The following is an 18,845-nucleotide window of genomic DNA, read 5'->3' as shown; positions in this document are numbered from 1 at the left end:
TTGCACCTAAACAGAATGGGAGACTACATAAAATGTCAGAGGCTTTATTATATGAAGGGGTCATAGAGGAAATCATTTATCAAAATGATGAAACGGGCTTTATGATTGCCAATCTCAATACACATGAAGACTATATTTGTATTAAAGGAACCCTCCCATTTATTAAGTCTGGTGATAGGCTTCGCGTTTCTGGAAAACTTGAGATTCACCCGATCTATGGCGAGCAGCTAACGGTTCAGTATTTAGAACATGTGAAGCCTAAAGAACGAGAAGAGCTTTATAAATATCTGAGTTCTGGTGTGATTAAGGGGATCGGAGAAGCTACCGCTCAACTCATGATCCAAGCGTTTGGGGACTCAGCGCTTGAAGTCATTCATGAAAATCCAGAAAGACTACTTGAAATTCCAGGCATTGGGCCTAAAAAACTAGAGCAAATTGTCTTGTCGTATAAAGAACAATATGAACTCAGAGATTTTATTATGTACTTTCAGAATCTCAATATAACCGTGCATATGGCTATGAAGATTTATCGGAAGTACGGTCTTGAGGCCATAGAAAAAATTGAAACAAATCCCTACATTCTTGCGGATGAAATCAGCGGTATCGGGTTCAAATTTGCCGATCAAATGGCTCAAAAAATGGGCATTGAGTCTAAGTCTCCTTTTAGAATTGCCTCTGGGATACTTTATATACTGAACAAAGAAGCGGGAAGTGGTAACAGCTTTCTGGGCAAGAAAGCACTTTGTTATTTAACGGAACGTGAACTTGGCATTCCCAGTGACTTGGTAGATCAAATGATTGCAGAACTTGCAGTCAAAGGTGATGTGCAAGTGGAGCAGATTCAACCAGAAGCTGATGGTAGCGGGGATGAAATCACTGATTTAGCAGTTTACTTGCCTACATTGTATTTCGCAGAGCAACAAGTTGCCCTTAAACTTGTCAAACTCATGATGATGAACAATCAGCCGCTTCAAACCTTTGTGGATGGTTTTATTGAAGAATATCAGGAGGAAAGGGGCATCCTCTTAGGTGAAAAGCAAAAGCTTGCTGTGGCAAAAGCCCTTGAAAACGGGGTTTTCGTTATAACGGGTGGGCCGGGAACAGGAAAAACAACCATTATCAATACGGTGATAAACGCCTTTGAAGTGCAAGGTAAAAAAGTGTTACTTGCGGCACCTACTGGTAGAGCTGCGAAGAGAATGACAGAAGCCACACAAAGAGAATCCAAGACGATTCATAGACTCCTAGAGTTTCAAGGTGATATGGAATTTCAAAGAAATGACCAGAATCCACTTGAAGCAGATGTGATCATCATAGATGAAATTTCCATGGTGGACATCCTTTTGATGTACCGTCTACTAGACGCCATAAAGGAAGGGAGTCACTTGATCTTGGTGGGCGATTCAGATCAGCTTCCTTCTGTGGGTCCTGGAAGTGTGCTAAAGGAGATCCTAGAGTCTAGTGTGATTCCTTCGGTATGTCTGGATGAGATTTATAGGCAGTCAGAAACTTCGTTGATCGCGGAAAATGCGCATAAAATCAATCGTGGAGAAGCACCTGTCCTCAATAAAAAAGACAAGGATTTTTTCTTTATTTCACATACGAAAGCAGATCAAATCTTAAAAGAGATTGAAGCACTTGTAACAGACCGCCTGCCCAATTACTATGGGTTTAATGCCATGGAAGATCTTCAGATTTTGGCACCCATGAAGGGCACTGGTGTGGGGGTAGATGCCTTAAATACGATGCTTCAAAGTGTTTTAAATCCGGAATCACCAGAAAAAGGTGAAAAGAAAATAGGCTATAAGCTCTTTAGAAGGGGCGATAAAGTCATGCAGATTAAGAATAATTATAATATAGATTGGACAAACCGATTTGGTGAAGAAGGCAAAGGGGTCTTTAATGGCGATATTGGCTTTATTACTATGATTGATGAGGTCTATAGAGAAATTACGGTAGTGTTCGATCAAGAGAAAGAAGTCGTTTATGATTATGCATCTCTGGATGAGCTCGCGTTAGCCTATGCGGTGACCGTGCATAAGAGCCAGGGCAGTGAGTTTAAAGTGGTGATCATGCCTGTGAGCTACGGACCGCCAATGCTCATGAGCCGAAATATCTTGTATACAGCAATAACGCGGGCTCGGGAACTGGTCGTGCTGGTTGGGGATAAAAAATATCTAAATCACATGATTCATCAAACGCATGAAGAGCGCAGGCTCTCGAACTTAAAAGGGCGGCTCGTCCATTTTAAAAAGGTTTGGGAGACACTTGCGGATCAAAGCGATTAGGTGCGGTGTATAAATTTTAATGAGGCATTGAGAGGTGGTGTTTTTAGATGTTAGAGCATGTAGCAGATCTATTTTTTCCAGAAAAACTGAATTGTCTTGGGTGTGACGCAGAATATGATCCACAAATGACTGAATCTTTCTTTTGCAATGCCTGTCTAGAACAACTTAAGATAGATACCACGAGATGTCAAAAGTGTGATCGCCCTGTTGAAATAATCTACGATCAATTGGACATTTATCAATATAAATGCAAGACTTGCCAAGAGCAATTTCATTATTACACAAGGCATATTTCCTGTGCACATTACGATACGCTTGCCAAAAAGATGATTTTGGGACTGAAATACAAAGGCAAAACGGAGTATTGCAAGGGGATCGCTGAGCTCATGATCAAACGCTTAATCGAAGAGCATATTTTAGACAAAATTGAGGTCGTCGTGCCCACGCCGATTCACTGGACGAGAAAGTGGGCTAGAGGGTTTAATCAAAGTGAATTGATTGCAAAGATGATAAAAACAATGCTTGAGAGAGACATTCAGATGGTGCAGCTCAAGCGGCATAAGAGGACAAAAAAACTGAAGCAATTGGACAAAGAAGCTAGGAAGCTGATGTTAAAAGATGCTATAATAATAAAGCAAGAAGAACGCCATAAGATTGAAAACAAAGTTGTACTTGTAATAGATGATATCTATACGACGGGCACAACTGTTAATACATGTTCGAAGGTGTTGTACGAGGCAGGTGCCGAGGCAATTTACTGTATCACTTTTGCCATGGGGCAATAGATCCATTTTGGGAGGCTTTAAGAATGACAGAAAATAAAATGGGCAATTTAAAAAACTGCAAGAAGTGTAATCGCTTGTTTGCTGCTGTAAATGGACATGATTTTTTGTGTTCTAGATGCAATGAGGATATTGACGATGGTTTTACAAAAGTGAGAGAATACATTTACGACAATCCAACTTCAGGCGTAAAAGATGTCAGTATAGGCACTGGAATTTCAACAGAAGCAATCCTCAAGTGGATACGCGATGGTAAAATAGTGCTCGGGGAAAATACGATTATTGCATTTTGCGAACGCTGTGGAGAACCTGCAGAAGGTGGAGGCCGTTTTTGTCCTAAGTGTATTCGCAATCTCACCGATGGTCTTAAAGCGGGTATTGGTGAAAACGACCAGTATAGAACTCGAGTAGGGATGCATATTAAAGAAAAAAAATAATTTAGAAAAGTACTAAACTTACCCCTGTTTATGCCGATAGCTCTAGTAGAGAAATCGGCACGAACGGGGGTGTTTTTATATGAGAATTACAGGTAGTCCAAATATTCAAAACGTTCTAAAGACTTATGGAAAGAACGTTAAGAAGACTGAGGAAACAGAAAAGACTGGCTTTAAGAGCGACAAAGTTGAAATTTCAAGTGCAGCGAGAGATTATCAAGTGGCAATGCAGGCCCTTAAAGAGGTTCCAGAAGTGAGAAGCGAGAAAGTCAATGCGATTAAAGAACAAATTAGCTCTGGCAGCTACAAACCAAATGCAGAGCAAATTGCAGACCATATTTTAAAGGGATTAACAAAATAACGCCGATTTCTTAGCCCCTACATATGCCGGACGTTTGTCCGGTTCTTATATTAGAACGCTAAAGAGGTGTGTACACAGAAGTTGGATTTAAAGCACAAATTTTTGCAAGGAATAGGAGATGTTTTAATGAGTAAAAGTGTAGAGCAATTGATTATAACGCTTGAAAAAGAGAGAGAAGTATATCAGGATGTCCTTGAAATATCTCAAAAAAAGAGAGCGAGTATAAAGGAACAGCGCATTTCTGACCTTGAGAAATTTGTGAGCGAAGAGCAGGGTCTTGTTGTAACTCTGTTTAAACTTGAGGAAATTCGCGAAAAAGTTGTGGATCTCGTGATGCGAGAGCATAATTTGGAGTTCGTTGAAAATGTAACTCAACTTGCACAATTTTTAGACCCTAATGAAAAAAAACTGGTTTTAGAGGCGAAAAACAATTTGGTTGTACTGGTTAAAAATGTGGCTGACGAAAATAAATTCAATTCAAAACTGATTGAAGAAAAACTCAATATGATCAATTTCAATTTAGATCTGTTGACTCAAGTTTCAGATGAAAGCGGGCAATACAATAAAAAAGCAATCACAGATGATTCGGAGAGAAAGAATATCTTTGATGCCAGAATTTAGGCGATTTAACTTTTGAATTCTGTGAGATTTCAAAAGTTTCGTTTTATAGTGACAATTAAATTACGATGATGATTAATTTGCAGGGAGGCAATGAAAGGAGCGATCATATGTCATCAGGTTTTATGGGATTAAGCATATCTTTATCGGGACTATTTGCCAATCAGAGAGCGCTTGGCGTTGTTTCTCACAACATTGCAAATGCAAATACAGAAGGTTATTCACGACAAGTGATGAATATGCAGGCCTACAAACCACAGGTTTTAACCGGTGGCATGGGCACTTTAGGCGTAGGTGTTGACGTAACAGCAGTTAAGCAAATCAGGGATGCATACCTTGATTTTAAAATTAGAGACGAGACGTCGCTTTCAAAAGAGTGGAATGCTAAAAGAGATGTGTTATCACAGATTGAAAGTATTTTTAATGAACCATCGACCTCCAGTATTTCAACACTTATGAGCACTTTTTATACCAATTTAGAAACACTTTCTAAAAATCCAGAAAATTTAACCGCAAGAACGCTTGTAAGACAAACCGCGATCTCGCTTTCAGAAGGCATAGACAGCATCTCGAGTGCACTCAAAAACATGCAATCTGATTTAAATTTCCAATTTAAAACTTCCGTCAATCAACTCAACGGCTATGCAGAGCAGGTTGTATCCCTAAATAAAGTGATTTATGAAGCTGAACTTGAAGGCAGCACAGCGAACGATGTCAGAGATCAAAGAGCGTTGATTCTCGATAAGATGTCAGAACTCACCAATATAGATTACTATGAAGATGATCAAAAGCGCCTGCATGTTTCTATTGGAGGACACAATATAGTGTCGCATTTTAGAAGAGATACCCTCAAACTTGAGGAGAGAACTGAAAAACTCAATTCAAATGATTCGGACCGAATTGTGGATCTTAAATGGGAAGATGGCAATACCGTTAATCTTACTTCGGGATCTCTTAAGGGTTTAATGGATGTAAGAGACAACATAGAGGGGGATAATAAGGGTATTCCGTACTATGTTTCCATGTTGAATGATTTTGTGGATACTTTTTCAGATACATTTAACGAGATTCATTCAGAGGGCTTTGGTCTAACTGGGGATACGGGCTACTACATGTTCACCATTAACAATATGACCACTGCCGAATACAAGAATCACTTGATCAATGAAGGCCTAGATGGAAAAAAAGCCGTAGATGTTACGACAAGTGTGTTAGAGGGTGTTTTAGACACCAATACGGATGAACAAAATGATGACATCATACGCGCAAACAAGGCAAAGATATTTGCGAACAATCCTCAGTATGAGGAGAAGTTTATACGCAAAGTAGATGACCAGTATTTGGTTGTGGATAGGATGAAAGCAGAAGAGATGACGATCGCGAAAGATCTTGAGGATGTCAATAAGATTGCAGCAGCAACAAAAACCGAAGATTTAACGGGGGATGCAAGCAATATTACAAAGATGCTCAACACGCGTCATGACGAAACGATGTACAGCTGGGGGGCGCCAGAGGATTATATTAAATCTTTAGTTTCCAATTTAGGGGTGGATTCTGCCGCCGCTAAAAGGATGGCGACGAATCAGGCGGTGTTGCTCAACGAATTTTCAACCAGTCGTGATTCTGTCATGGGCGTTTCGTTAGATGAAGAGATGGCAAATATGATTAAATTTCAAACCGCATATAATGCCAATGCCAGAATGGTCAATATGTTTGATGAGATGTTAGATCTTGTGGTCAATAGACTTGGAACAGGTGGAAGATAATCACATCTTCCTAAGGTGAATGTGTTTATTACCAAAATTGGAGTGATATATTATGAGAGTAACAAATACAATGCTGATAAAAGATATGCTTTGGAATGCAAACAGGAACTTGGTTTCAATGTCTGAAAAACAAACACAGCTGTCAACGGGTAAAAGGATTCACAGGCCCTCTGATGATCCAGTTGGGATTACCAAGGTCTTAAAATATCAGTCTGATATTTCTGAACTTGAGATGTTTAAAACAAATGCTAAAGATGCGCAAGGTGTTTTGGATATGACGGAAAGTGCACTTACGGGGATTAAAGACATGCTTCAAAGAATTCGTGAACTGGCTGTACAATCAGCGAACGGTACACTTACTGACGAACAAACCTCAAAGGTGGCCGCAGAGGTCGAACAGCTCAAAAAAGAACTCATCATTTCTGGAAATTCAAGTATGGCGGGGAAGTATCTGTTTTCGGGACTAGAAACCGATTCGAAGTTGTTTAATGAGGATGGCACTTACAACATTAATTTAACCAGTCAAAGGCTTTTGAATAAGGACACGATGAAAGTTCAGGTTGCCGTAGGAGAGTTTTTAGATACAGGCACGTATCCGACAGATGTTTTTGGAATCGTACAGCTGGATACTGTGATCTCCAATGGTATTTCATATGCTTCTGGAGCGTATCAACCAGCGACACATTCAGCCTTAAAGGGCAATTTTGATTTGACGCTGGACTATGCGGTGGGGCCAACTAATCTGGATGTTACGATAAACGGAACAGACGTTTTTGCGGTGGATACAACAGAATTGGTCGGGACCGCTTTAAAACCAATATCCAAACAAAGCGTCATCGAAGCCTATCAGAGTGCTCAATTTGGGACCGTGAAATTAGGAGATGTTGCTAACGTTTATTTTAACACATCAGATGAATTGGTTATAGAAGCTAAGAGCTATGGCACAGGTACCGTATCGACTATGGCAGTCGCTGTTTCGGCGGGCTATACGCCAAGCTTTACAGCGGGGGTGAACGTCAACGGAGCCACCAGTACAAAAACAAATGCAACGGGTGCTTTTGGCCTAAGTGCGGATTATACAGCGGATAATTTAGATATCACAGTGAATGGTGTTACTTACTCAGTGGATGTGTCAACGCTAGACGGCACCACAACACCATTAACGGAGGCACAAGTGATCAGTGCTTTTCACAATGCGACAGACGGCAGTGGTCATTTGAGCGATGTGGCAACGGTCTATTTTAGCGGTGGCAATTTGGTCGTTGAACCTAAGGCGTATGGATCGGCTTCAACGGTTTCCATGGCTGGACCTTCAGCCTTGTACACACCAGTGGTTACAGCGGGAACAAACGGAGATGGGATCGCTTTATCGGGTAAGAATCCAGTGTACGATGCAGATGTTGCAGCGCAAAGTGGCATTCAGACTTTCGTCGTCAAATACAATGGACATTCTGAAACGATAAAGATCAACATGGAGGGCATCACCACTGTGGCGGCGCTTAAAACGGAAATGCAATCAAGCTTAGACTCCAAATTTCCACCAGCAGGTACCATCGTCGTAAAGGCGGATAATGGTACAACGATTGATTTTACGACGACAGGTGTCAATGATGGCAGTAAGACGACACTGGAAGTGGATAGCGTTCAGGCGACTGAAAGTAAGCTTATGACTGATCTTGAAGATCTTATTAAAGGGCTTAATGATAAAGACGATGCGATCATAGAGGGTATGATCACAAAGCTAGATAAGCACTTAGATCAAGTGATTACATCGGCCAGCGTGGTCGGGGGCAAAACAAACCGCTTAACCTTTATTTCCTCCAGAATAGAAGAAAATATATTGTCTTTTACAGAACTGCTTTCCAACACGCAAGATATTGATTATGCAGAAACAATTCTTTATTTCAAGAGTTTAGAGAGCATATACAAAGCGTCGCTCAGTGTAGGCGCCAAAGTGATTCAACCTACTTTAGTGGATTTTATTCAGTAGGATAAAAGCAGATGACAGGTGGAACGATGAATAAAATCATACAGAAAATTAAGAACAAAGAAGCGGTGCTCGGGGTTATTGGTCTCGGTTATGTGGGCCTACCCCTAGCGGTTGAAAAAGCTAAAGCAGGTTATAAAACCATAGGGTTTGATGTCCAAGAAGAAAAAGTAAACAAGGTTAATAGGGGTGAAAATTACATTGGGGATGTTGTAAACGAAGATCTCTCTGAAATTGTTAAGAGTGGTTTGCTCACAGCCACCACAGAGATCAGTCAGGTCGCAGGTGCGGATTGTGTGTGCATCTGTGTGCCGACGCCTTTAGACCGACACCAACAGCCTGATATCAGTTATGTTAAAGCTTCTGCGGAGAGTATTCTGCCCTATATGCACAAGGGCATCCTCATTGTCCTTGAATCGACCACTTATCCTGGAACAACAGAAGAATTGCTCAGACCGATACTTGAGTCCACAGGGATGAAATGCGGTGAAGATTTCTATTTGGCGTTTTCCCCAGAGCGTGTAGATCCAGGCAACTTAATTTATAAAACCAAGAATACGCCCAAGGTAGTGGGCGGGGTAACGGCTAAGTGCACAGAAGTTGCGGCAGCATTGTATGAAGCCATATTGGAAGCCCCTATTAAGCAGGTTTCATCTCCCGCGATCGCGGAGATGGAGAAGATACTAGAGAATACTTACCGCAATGTGAATATTGGTTTGATCAACGAGCTGGCGATGCTCTGCGAGAAAATGGACATCAATATATGGGAAGTCATTGAGGCTGCAAAGTCAAAGCCTTATGGCTTCCAAGCCTTTTATCCAGGGCCAGGGCTTGGCGGACACTGTATACCGCTGGATCCTTATTATTTGTCTTGGAAGGCCAGAGAATATGGCTTTCATACGTCCATGATTGAATCTTCGATGATGATCAATGATCGCATGCCGGCGTATTGCGTAGAACGTATTATGAAGCTCTTAAACAAAAGTGCGAAGGCGCTCAATGGGGCTCGTATTTTGGCACTGGGTGTTGCCTATAAGCAAGATATTGAAGACTACAGAGAGAGCCCTGCGATTCGAGTGATCGATGAACTTGAAAAACTCGGGGCAAAAGTCAAGTACTTTGATTCTTTTGTACCTGAGTATGAAGAAAGCGGTATTGTGAAAAAAAGCGAGTTGGTGCTTACCACGAGTTTGATTCAAGAAGCCGATGTGGTCGTTATAACCACAGCACATACGACTGTGGATTATGAATACGTTCAAAAGCAGGCGCGCGTTATATTCGATACTAAAAATGCGATGAAAGATGTCAAAATGCGTGATAACATTGAATTGTTATAAAGACATATTTTTATGAAGGAGATTCGTAATGCTATTGAATTACGCCATTATTGGCTGTGGCCGAATTTCGGTAAATCATATAGCGGCAGCAGTGGAGAACAAACTCAAAATTGTGGCACTTTGTGATTTAGAGGCTTCCAAAGCAGAAAAAATAAAAAAAGATTTTAACTTGCCAGAGCCGGTTAAGGTTTATACGGATTACCACGAAATGCTGAAAAATGAGCGCCTGGATTTAATCGCGATTGCAACTGAAAGCGGCATACACGGGGAAATTGCGCTCAAGTGTTTGGATTACGAGGCAAACCTTATTATTGAAAAACCCATAGCCCTTTCGTTAGATGAAGCAGATGCCATCATTGAGAAATCAAGAGGACTGAATTTAAAAGTCAGCGCCTGTCATCAAAATCGCTTTAACAAATCGATTCAGGAAATCAGAAAAGCAGTTGATGCGAAACGTTTCGGAAGACTTTTTCACGGGACGGCACACATCAGATGGTGCAGGGATGAGTCGTATTACAAGCAAGCCCCTTGGAGGGGGACTTTTGAGCAAGATGGTGGTGCTCTGATGAACCAGTGCATTCACAATATTGATCTCTTGAGATGGATGATGGGGGACGAAATTGATACCGTTTATGGGTTGACCGATAACTTTAATCATCCCTATATTGAAGCTGAAGATCTCGGGGTTGCAGTTGTTAGATTTAAAAATGGCGCCATGGGTATCATAGAAGGGACGACGAATGTTTTCCCGAGTAATCTGGAAGAAACACTATATCTATTTGGGGAAAAGGGCACGATTAAAGCAGGAGGCAAGTCGGTTAATCTCATTGAAGAATGGCGATTCGCGGATGGGCTTGATGATGCACAGGCTGTGATGCGCTCGTGTATGGAAAATCCACCAGATGTATATGGATTTGGGCACAGCAGACTCTATTTAGATGTTATAAACGCAATTGCAGAAGATCGAGAACCCTATGTATCGGCACTTGAAGGGCGCAAAGCATTGGAGCTCGTCCTTGCAATTTATGAATCCTCTAAAAGGGGGATGCCCGTAAAATTGCCACTTCAACATTTAAAAACTATGGATTATAAGTAGAGGCAGAACCTATGAAATATTTTGTTCATGAAAGCAGTTATATTGATGAAGGTGTAAAGATAGGGGATGGCACAAAAATATGGCACTTTACACATGTGCTTGGTGGCGCTTCTATTGGTGCAAATTGTTCTTTGGGCCAAAATGTGAGCATTGGCAATAATGTCATCATAGGCAATGGCGTTAAAATACAAAACAATGTATCTGTGTATGAGGGTGTAGAACTTGAGGACTATGTATTCTGCGGGCCGTCCATGGTGTTTACCAATGATTTGACGCCGAGAAGCAAATACCCTAAAGGGCAAGAAGGTTATCTTAGAACAAAGGTTAAGGAAGGCGCTTCAATCGGGGCTAATGCGACTATTGTCTGTGGTCATACGATAGGAAGATGGGCCATGATCGCATCAGGTGCTGTGGTCACAAAGGATGTGCCAGATCACGCTTTGATGGTGGGGGTCCCTGCTCAGCAGATCGGCTGGGTTTGTGAATGCGGCAAGACCTTATCTAAGGCGTATACTTGTCCTGAATGTGGGATAACATATGGCCAATTAGCAGGAGGCTGGGATGGAATTTAGAGATCTCAAAAAACAATATCAAAAGCATAAAGAAAGATTTGACTGCGCTGTGATTAAAACCATGGAAGAAGGCGTTTTTATAGGTGGTGACGCGGTTGAAAAATTGGAGCGTCGTTTAGAGGATTATGTTGGTGTTAAACACTGTATTACATGTGCGAATGGCACAGAAGCCATGACTATGGTGATGATGGCTTGGGATATAGGCGAAGGGGATGCTGTGTTTGTACCTGATTTCACGTTTTTCTCCACAGCAGAAATCGTTGCCTTTCGAGGTGCAACCCCTATTTTCGTAGATGTGGATCCAAACACTTTTAATATGGATCCGATTAAACTTGAGGCGTGTATTCAAAGTGTTTTGAACGCAAAAAGGTGGACGCCAAAAGTCGTGATCCCTGTGGATTTATTTGGTCTACCCGCAGCACATAACGAAATCGGTCGGATTGCAGATCGGCATAATCTTAGGATTTTAGAAGATGCCGCCCAAGGCTTCGGCGGGTGCATTGGTGATAAAAAAGCGGGTAGCTTTGGGCATGTGGCAACAACTTCTTTTTTTCCAGCTAAACCTTTGGGGGCTTATGGCGACGGTGGTGCAATTTTCACAGATGACGATGTGCTGGCAAATCAAATTAGATCTATAAAAGTGCATGGAAAGGGTATAAATAAATACGATAACATACAAATCGGTGTTAACTCTAGATTGGATACCCTGCAAGCTGCGATTTTAAATGTCAAATTAGACTTGTTTATTGATCGTGAACTTGCCGATGTAAATCACATCAAAGCGCTTTATGATGACAGGCTCAAAGAGGTGGTGGTGACACCCTATATTCCAGAGGAATATATCTCCAGTTACGCACAGTATACGGTAAAGCTTAAGTCCAAAGAGCAGAGAGAAAGACTCAAGCTGTATTTAGGTGCCCTTGGTATTCCGTCGATGGTTTATTATATAAAGCCACTGCATAAGCAAGAGGCTTTTAAAATGCTACAGACAGACGAAGAGTCCTGTGCAGTGACCACGGATTTATGTGATCAAGTGCTCTCTTTGCCGATGCATCCTTATTTAACGGAGGCAGAAGTTGATGAAATTTGCAAGGCGGTTAAAACGTTTTTAATCGCTGAAGCTGTGACGGCATAAATTTTGAAGCGGAGGTGATTATATGTCGATTCAAATAACCTCACAGAGAGCCATTTTAGATTGGAATACCCATAATGCAAAAGTGAATATCAGCGGGAATGGTGCAGCGCATATTCTGAAGATGTCCACGACGAAACCGGTGGTGAATTTGAAAACAGAAAAACCTCAGATTCAGATTGATCAATCACAGTGTTTTGCTGAAGCGGGTCTTATGAGCATCCCAGATTTGATCGCCGATAATGCGGCGTATGCACAAGAAAAAGTTTCTGAGGGCATCGCTAGAATCGTAGATCAAGGCAATGAGCTCGCTGCCATAGAGACAGGCTATGATCCCATTCCAGATCAAGCGTATTCTAATGCATATGATCTGTTTGTTCATGAATTTGTCTATACGACAATTCCGAAATCGCGTCCTCAAATTGACTTTACAAGGGGAACGGTAGATGTACAGTTTCAAGAGGGGAAAGTCAATAATGAAACCCAACTTAAAAAGCTAGAGGTCAGTTACACGCCAGGAAAAGTGGAACGTTTTATGAAACAATATCAATCCATTAGTATTTCCTTTACGGGAAATGCTTTAGATGTAAAAGCTTAAAAATACACCGTACGTTGAGAGGAGGCATTTATTTTGATAGTTAAGACACCTTATTTAGGAGATTTGGAATACGAATCTCAAGATATCATTCGTTTTGAAGAGGGGATTTTAGGTTTTGAAAAATTACATGACTACATTTTTGTGTTGAATTCGGATGAAGCATTACCTTTTCACTATCTCCAGTCCGTAGAGGACAATGAACTTATGTTTATAGCGACTTCTCCTTATCTCTTCGTTGAGGATTATGATTTTAATTTATCGCAATCCGTGATTGATGAGTTGAAAATTGAAGCGATTGAAGATGTGACGGTTTATTGTCTAACGGTGATTCCTGCTGAAACGCTCAAGACTTCAATTAATTTAAAAGCGCCTCTTGTGATCAATATGAAAACCAAATTGGCAAGACAAGTTTTAATGGATGAAAAATTTAGGCTCAAACATTTTATCTTTGATAAGAGCCTCAATGAAGAGGTTGAATAATGTTGATTTTATCGAGGAAAAAGGATGAAAGCTTGATTATCAATGGCAATATTGAGATTAAAATCATCTCATCGGAAGATGGCAAGGTAAAATTGGGGATAGAAGCCCCTAAAGAGGTGGAGATTTATCGAAAAGAAGTCTTTGAAAAGATTCAAGCGGAAAACAGAATGGCAAAAGAGGCACCCGCTCAGTTAAAAGCTTTAAGTGATTTGATTAAGAATAAATCCGCAGAATAAAAAAAAAGTTTTTAAAATATTCTAAAATATTCTATAATAAGGTTAAGTAATTTCTATTTTCGCCGATAATACAATTAGAGGCAAGAACGTTTCTGACGGCCGGCAGAAGCGTAAAGGCTGAAAATACTGATTTGGCAAGGATGCCAATGACATTTAAAATTTCAAGGAGGAATTGATATGAGAATTAATCATAATATGATGGCAATGAATACCCACAGACAATTAGGCATCAACTCTAATGCTGGGGCAAAATCAATCGAAAGATTGTCTTCTGGTTATAGAATCAACCGCGCTGGCGATGACGCTGCTGGTCTTTCTATCTCCGAAAAAATGAGAGCACAGATCAGAGGCTTGGATCAAGCTTCAAGTAATGCTCAAGATGGTATTTCTTTAATCCAAACTGCTGAGGGCGCTTTAAACGAGTCTCACTCGATCTTACAAAGAATGAGAGAACTTGCAGTACAATCAGCAAATGGTACAAATGAAGAAATCGACCGTGATGCACTTCAATCAGAATTAAACCAGTTGACTTCAGAAATCAATAGAATTGGTAATACAACTGAGTTCAATGCTAAGAAAGTTTTGAATGGTGGTACGGATTCTGCTGATAGCCAAAATTTAACGAAAGCAACAACAGCTTCTGTAAGTGGTACTATAGATTTCGTTGCGACAGACCTTTCTAAGGAAGGCGCATTTGCAAAAATCACTGTTGGCGACACGACATTTGACTTGCATGATGCTTTAAGCAAAGACTGGACTGATATTGATGGTTCGGGCACTGATGGCACAATTAAAGATATTAAGGCTGCGCTTGAAAATGTCACTGCTGGTGATACAAAATTATCAGATGTCATTGATATTGAAATTGTTGGATCTACTTTAAGCTTTACGACTAAAGGCACTGGCGATACTGCAAATATTAGTGTTGATGTAGGCAAACCCAATACGGCTAACGTGTTGACTTTTACATCAGCAAATGGTGGTACAACATCTGCAACAGGTGCATCTTCAACCATTTCTAAGTATGGGAATGAAGCTGCTTTAGCACTTGATAAATCAAAACTTGCTATAGCAACAGTGGGAACTGCTATGGGTTATGCTACTGCTTCTTCTGCAGGGGTTTCGTTTGCAGCAACAGGCGTGAGTGGTGCGACTCTAAACTTTGCAGATGATAATTCTGCATCATTTAGAATTAATGACAGAGAGATTGTTCTTGATGAAGACTACGCAACTACTGCAGCACTTGGCGTGGCATTACAAAGTAAGATTGATCAAGCTCTAGGCGTTAATGCTGTTAAAGTAACTGTTGCGGGCGCAACAATATCTTATAAAGCTTATCAAGATATCACATTAAGTGGTGATGTTGCTGAAGTTGGCTTAACAGCTGGGAAAAATGATGCATTTAACTTTACTGCTGCTGCAGCATTCTCTATTTCAACAACTATAGACGGTGCGGTAAAAACAGCAACAATTGATCTGAATGGTCAGAATTTTGATAATGCTGATGGCATGATTGAGTACATCAATAGTAAACTTGATGCTACGTTTGGTGTGGATGTTGTTAAAGCTCAAGCTAATGATGTTTTAGAAAGTTATGATAAAGGCGGCGGTATTAAATTTGTATCTGAACAGAAGTTTAATTATGACTCTGATTCAGATCATTTTGGAATATTAGATGCTGCTAATGTTGATACAACAAATGTTGGCGATGCGATTAGCAAACTTTCAATTGAGGCCAATTCAACTTTCAAAATTAAAGTTGGAGAAGGTAGTTTTACAGAAGTTAAGTTAGATGCAGCTTCTTATGCAGTAAACTCTTCGGATAAAAACGTGGCAGATGGTGCCATGGCGGATATTATCAAAGACGTAAATGCATCGTTACAAGCAGCTGGATTATCGGGTAAAGTAACAGCAAGTTTGTCTGATGATAATAAGCTTCAATTTGTTTCTGAAACAGGTGAAAACTTAGTGCTTGAAGAAGGCTTAAATTCTCCACTTAAGGAACTTGGAATTGACTCTATCGCAATGAGTACTTCAAGTGAGGTTCAACAAGTTGTTGGATCAGCAGGAAGTGGTGCTGGCTTTACCGTTAAGTTACAAGTTGGTGCTAATGAAGGTCAATCCATGTCTGTAGAAATCGCAGATATGAGATCGGCAGCACTTGGTATCACTGGTAATGCGGGTCAAACTGGATTTACAAAAACAAACTCTGTAACAAATGGTTCAAATGATATTGATGTTGAGGCGGCTCTTGATGTAACTTCTCATGAATCTGCAGCATCAGCATTAACAACTATTAACAATGCAATTAATAAAGTTTCAGAGCAAAGATCTAAACTTGGTGCTGTTCAAAACAGACTTGAACATACTATTAAAAACTTAGATACTTCTGCTGAAAACTTACAATCTTCTGAATCACGTATTAGAGATGTAGACATGGCTAAAGAAATGATGACATACAGTAAAAACAACATCTTACAACAAGCAGCTCAATCAATGCTTGCTCAAGCTAATCAAGCACCTCAAGGCGTGTTACAGTTATTAAGATAATTTAATTTTAAAAGAGGCCTCGGCCTCTTTTTTTTCATTTTTGCTAATTTTATTTGAAAATAATCCGATAATATTAAGAGAGTATAAATGTTATTGTTATAACCCTTGGGAGATGTCCCCCACTTCTCAAAGTGGGGGTTCATATTCCTAATTCAGTGGGAGTCCAAACGCCCACTGAATGCAATCCGATAGGATTGTGCAAGTGTTACGAAGGTAGCGAAGCGGACTGAGTAGACGCTTTGATTATAGATAAATTTTCAAACTATATTGCAATGAGAAAGTGGGCGCGCATGTTATTAAGTGTATGCATGATGATTAAAGACGAAGAAAAATATTTGGATACTTGCCTTAAAGCTTTGGATTCTTTAAGGGCTAAGATAGAAATGGAAATTATTGTTATTGATACTGGGTCAAAAGATCTCTCTGTTGAAATTGCAAGAAAGTATACGGATCGGGTCTATTTTCATGAGTGGAATGATAATTTTTCAGAGATGAGAAATATTTCTTTTTCCTATGCAAAAGGAGATTGGATTCTTATTCTTGATGGGGATGAGGTATTTGAAACCACAAATGAAATCGAAAAATTTCTATCATCAGATTTGAAAAATGATTTCAAGTCGGCCTCTGTCGTCCTTAAAAATTTGGAATATAGCGATAATCTAGGCATTTATGCACCGTTTTCTGCAGTGAGGTTATGTAAAAAAAATCTTAGCAAGCTTTATTATGAAGGGATAGTTCATAATCAATTACACCATGAACTGCCCATGATTGAACTAAAAGATTCGATTCTGCATTATGGTTACATCAAAAATGACAAGAGCTTGATGGAAAAAAAATTTTCGCGCACAGCGAGATTGTTGGAAAAGGAATTAAATAGAGAGCCGCAAAATATTTATTTTAATTATCAAATGGCAGTTTCACAGCTGATGTATGAAAAATATGAAGAAGGTTATAAGTATATTAAATTAGCATATGATATTGTGAAAACAACGGGATCAGATTTTAATAAAAATAGATTTGTATTAATGTTTTTGGCGAAATATGAAATAATGCTTGAGCATTTTGATCAAGTAATTGAGATTGAAGAAGAGTTGGTAAGTTATAGCCCTGAATACTTGGATACGCATTTCTATCTTGGGTTTGCTCATGTGAAACGGGGGAACGAACAGAAAAGCATCTCTTATTTTGAAAAATACTTAGAGTTATATCAGCTAGGACGGTCTTTATCATCTCTAAAAGATACGGCCGTGGTGACTTACTGTTATAATGAAGCGTATACTGCGAGAAAATTTTTGGGGATTTTATACCTAAAAAATGAGCTGCTTGAAAAAGGGTTAGAACAATGTGTTTTATATGATGAAGAAAAGCAGGATGCCTATTTTATAGATGAAATCATGGATATATCTATCAAATTAGAAAAATATGATAATGTGAAAAAACTATATGATAGATATTGTGAAAGATCCGATCAACTGAGAATAACTATGGAAGCGAAAATCGAATCAAATTACAACAAATCTAGAGATAAAGTTCTAAGTAGTGTACTTGCAGAAGGTAATAAGCCTTATAATTGGCTGTATCAGATTCGTATGAAAACAATTTCAAATGAAGCTTATTTTACAATTTTAAGAGAATTTGATTTTGAAAATAATGGTGACTATTTTGCAGATGTCCTTTTCTATTATTTTGAGAATGATATCGTATTTAATATATTTTTATCTTTACAGACCAGAGTTCAAGATCGGTTTATAGAGTATATGCAAAACAAGCATGTTACGTATGGATCAAAAGTATCAATGAGGATTTTGAATTTGGACTCATATGAGGCGCTTTCATTTAAAATTATTTCTGTTTATATTAAATTGATATATCCCATTATTCAAAAAAAACTAATTAGTGATCCGAAATATACTGAGCTTATAGGAGTGTATCTTCAATTGGGATTATTTAAATTTAACAAAAAATATATGCCATCATTTATAAAAGAAGATGATGAGTTTTTTTTAGCAGATGAAATTTTCTTTAAATATTACTATATGGCGCTCGAAAAACTAAAGTTTAGCAAGTCATTATATGTATCAAAAGTTAGAGAGTTGATTTCTATGGTGCCAAATAGTGATGTGATTTCTTATTTACTTAAAGGCTTGGAGAGCACTAGAAATCTTGAAGATGTACACAAAGATTTAGAGCAAATTGTACAAAAAAAAGAATGGAAAAAAGTTGATGATATTCAAAGAGAGCTTTTGGAATATAGTGTGTATTCTGAGAAAATATATCTTCTGTTGGCACTAGTATATTTTGAATTTAATGAGATTAATAATTCAAAATATATATTATTAGAGGGATTGCACCATTATCCTGAAAGTTATGCAATATATGAGTATCTAAAAATGATCTATGATGTGTTAGGTGTGGGGAATCTTGCTTCATTAGCGGAGTATTTTTCTAAGCTTTATAATCATAATATTGATATAGAATCGCTTAAATCAGAACTATGGATTGATAAATTTTTAGATCAATGCAATTATGACTCAAATTTGTGTGCTGAAAAATTTATTGAAGAAGATCATTTGGGAATAAAAAAGCGCCAGGTCTAATATTGAAAAGG

15 protein-coding genes and 2 pseudogenes are annotated in these 18,845 nt (G+C 39.2%); all 17 read left to right on the top strand.

What is annotated here, in order from left to right; genetic code table 11:
* Nucleotides 1-32 precede the first annotated feature (32 nt).
* The 17 genes and pseudogenes from F3D3_RS01295 to F3D3_RS01220 all read left to right on the top strand — a co-directional run bounded on the left by F3D3_RS01295 (nucleotide 33) and on the right by F3D3_RS01220 (nucleotide 18,834).
* A complete protein-coding gene (locus tag F3D3_RS01295; RefSeq protein WP_069870441.1) occupies nucleotides 33-2,288 on the top strand; it encodes an ATP-dependent RecD-like DNA helicase in 2,256 nt (751 codons plus the stop codon).
* A gap of 47 nt (nucleotides 2,289-2,335) precedes the next feature.
* Nucleotides 2,336-3,073 carry a ComF family protein gene (locus F3D3_RS01290; RefSeq protein ID WP_069870439.1) on the top strand — a complete coding sequence of 246 codons (738 nt, stop codon included), beginning with the start codon at nucleotides 2,336-2,338 and terminating at the stop codon, nucleotides 3,071-3,073.
* Between the two features lie 23 nt (nucleotides 3,074-3,096).
* A complete protein-coding gene (locus F3D3_RS01285; RefSeq protein ID WP_069870437.1) occupies nucleotides 3,097-3,507 on the top strand; it encodes a hypothetical protein in 411 nt (136 codons plus the stop codon).
* A 79-nt stretch (nucleotides 3,508-3,586) separates the two neighbouring features.
* Entirely contained in the window at nucleotides 3,587-3,865 is a 279-nt protein-coding gene (gene flgM / locus F3D3_RS01280) for a flagellar biosynthesis anti-sigma factor FlgM (protein ID WP_069870435.1), read from the top strand.
* Nucleotides 3,866-3,991: 126 nt separating this feature from the next.
* Nucleotides 3,992-4,486: a flagellar protein FlgN gene (locus F3D3_RS01275; RefSeq protein ID WP_069870433.1), complete on the top strand. Its 495-nt coding sequence runs from the start codon at nucleotides 3,992-3,994 to the stop codon at nucleotides 4,484-4,486.
* Nucleotides 4,487-4,593: 107 nt separating this feature from the next.
* Entirely contained in the window at nucleotides 4,594-6,249 is a 1,656-nt protein-coding gene (gene flgK / locus F3D3_RS01270) for a flagellar hook-associated protein FlgK (RefSeq protein WP_069870432.1), read from the top strand.
* A gap of 52 nt (nucleotides 6,250-6,301) precedes the next feature.
* Entirely contained in the window at nucleotides 6,302-8,239 is a 1,938-nt protein-coding gene (flgL, locus tag F3D3_RS01265; protein WP_069870430.1) for a flagellar hook-associated protein FlgL, read from the top strand.
* 26 nt (nucleotides 8,240-8,265) lie between these two features.
* A complete protein-coding gene (locus tag F3D3_RS01260) occupies nucleotides 8,266-9,573 on the top strand; it encodes a nucleotide sugar dehydrogenase (RefSeq protein ID WP_069870428.1) in 1,308 nt (435 codons plus the stop codon).
* A gap of 28 nt (nucleotides 9,574-9,601) precedes the next feature.
* Nucleotides 9,602-10,669, top strand: a complete 1,068-nt coding sequence (locus tag F3D3_RS01255) for a Gfo/Idh/MocA family protein (RefSeq protein ID WP_069870426.1) — start codon at nucleotides 9,602-9,604, stop codon at nucleotides 10,667-10,669.
* Between the two features lie 11 nt (nucleotides 10,670-10,680).
* On the top strand, nucleotides 10,681-11,241 hold the full coding sequence (locus F3D3_RS01250; protein ID WP_069870424.1) for an acyltransferase: 561 nt from the start codon (nucleotides 10,681-10,683) through the stop codon (nucleotides 11,239-11,241).
* Nucleotides 11,231-12,376 carry a DegT/DnrJ/EryC1/StrS aminotransferase family protein gene (locus tag F3D3_RS01245; protein ID WP_069870422.1) on the top strand — a complete coding sequence of 382 codons (1,146 nt, stop codon included), beginning with the start codon at nucleotides 11,231-11,233 and terminating at the stop codon, nucleotides 12,374-12,376. Before F3D3_RS01250 ends, F3D3_RS01245 begins: the two co-directional genes overlap by 11 nt.
* Nucleotides 12,377-12,398: 22 nt before the next feature.
* A complete protein-coding gene (locus tag F3D3_RS01240) occupies nucleotides 12,399-12,971 on the top strand; it encodes a DUF6470 family protein (protein WP_084388747.1) in 573 nt (190 codons plus the stop codon).
* Between the two features lie 33 nt (nucleotides 12,972-13,004).
* Entirely contained in the window at nucleotides 13,005-13,451 is a 447-nt protein-coding gene (locus tag F3D3_RS01235; RefSeq protein WP_069870420.1) for a flagellar assembly protein FliW, read from the top strand.
* Nucleotides 13,451-13,687 (top strand): carbon storage regulator CsrA, encoded by a 237-nt coding sequence (gene csrA, locus F3D3_RS01230; RefSeq protein ID WP_069870418.1) that lies wholly within the window; start codon nucleotides 13,451-13,453, stop codon nucleotides 13,685-13,687. The genes F3D3_RS01235 and csrA overlap by 1 nt, the downstream gene beginning before the upstream one ends.
* A gap of 177 nt (nucleotides 13,688-13,864) precedes the next feature.
* Nucleotides 13,865-14,221: pseudogene (locus F3D3_RS25085) on the top strand (flagellin); the annotation flags it as partial.
* A 1,746-nt stretch (nucleotides 14,222-15,967) separates the two neighbouring features.
* A pseudogene (locus F3D3_RS25080) lies at nucleotides 15,968-16,237 on the top strand (flagellin); the annotation flags it as partial.
* A 239-nt stretch (nucleotides 16,238-16,476) separates the two neighbouring features.
* Nucleotides 16,477-18,834: a glycosyltransferase gene (locus F3D3_RS01220; protein ID WP_084388745.1), complete on the top strand. Its 2,358-nt coding sequence runs from the start codon at nucleotides 16,477-16,479 to the stop codon at nucleotides 18,832-18,834.
* Nucleotides 18,835-18,845: the final 11 nt, after the last annotated feature.

The sequence above is a fragment of the Fusibacter sp. 3D3 genome (assembly GCF_001748365.1).
Classification (GTDB): Bacteria; Bacillota; Clostridia; order Peptostreptococcales; family Acidaminobacteraceae; genus Fusibacter_A.
The sequence above is the reverse complement of the archived record's forward strand: the minus strand, read 5'-3'. Positions and strand labels throughout refer to the sequence as shown.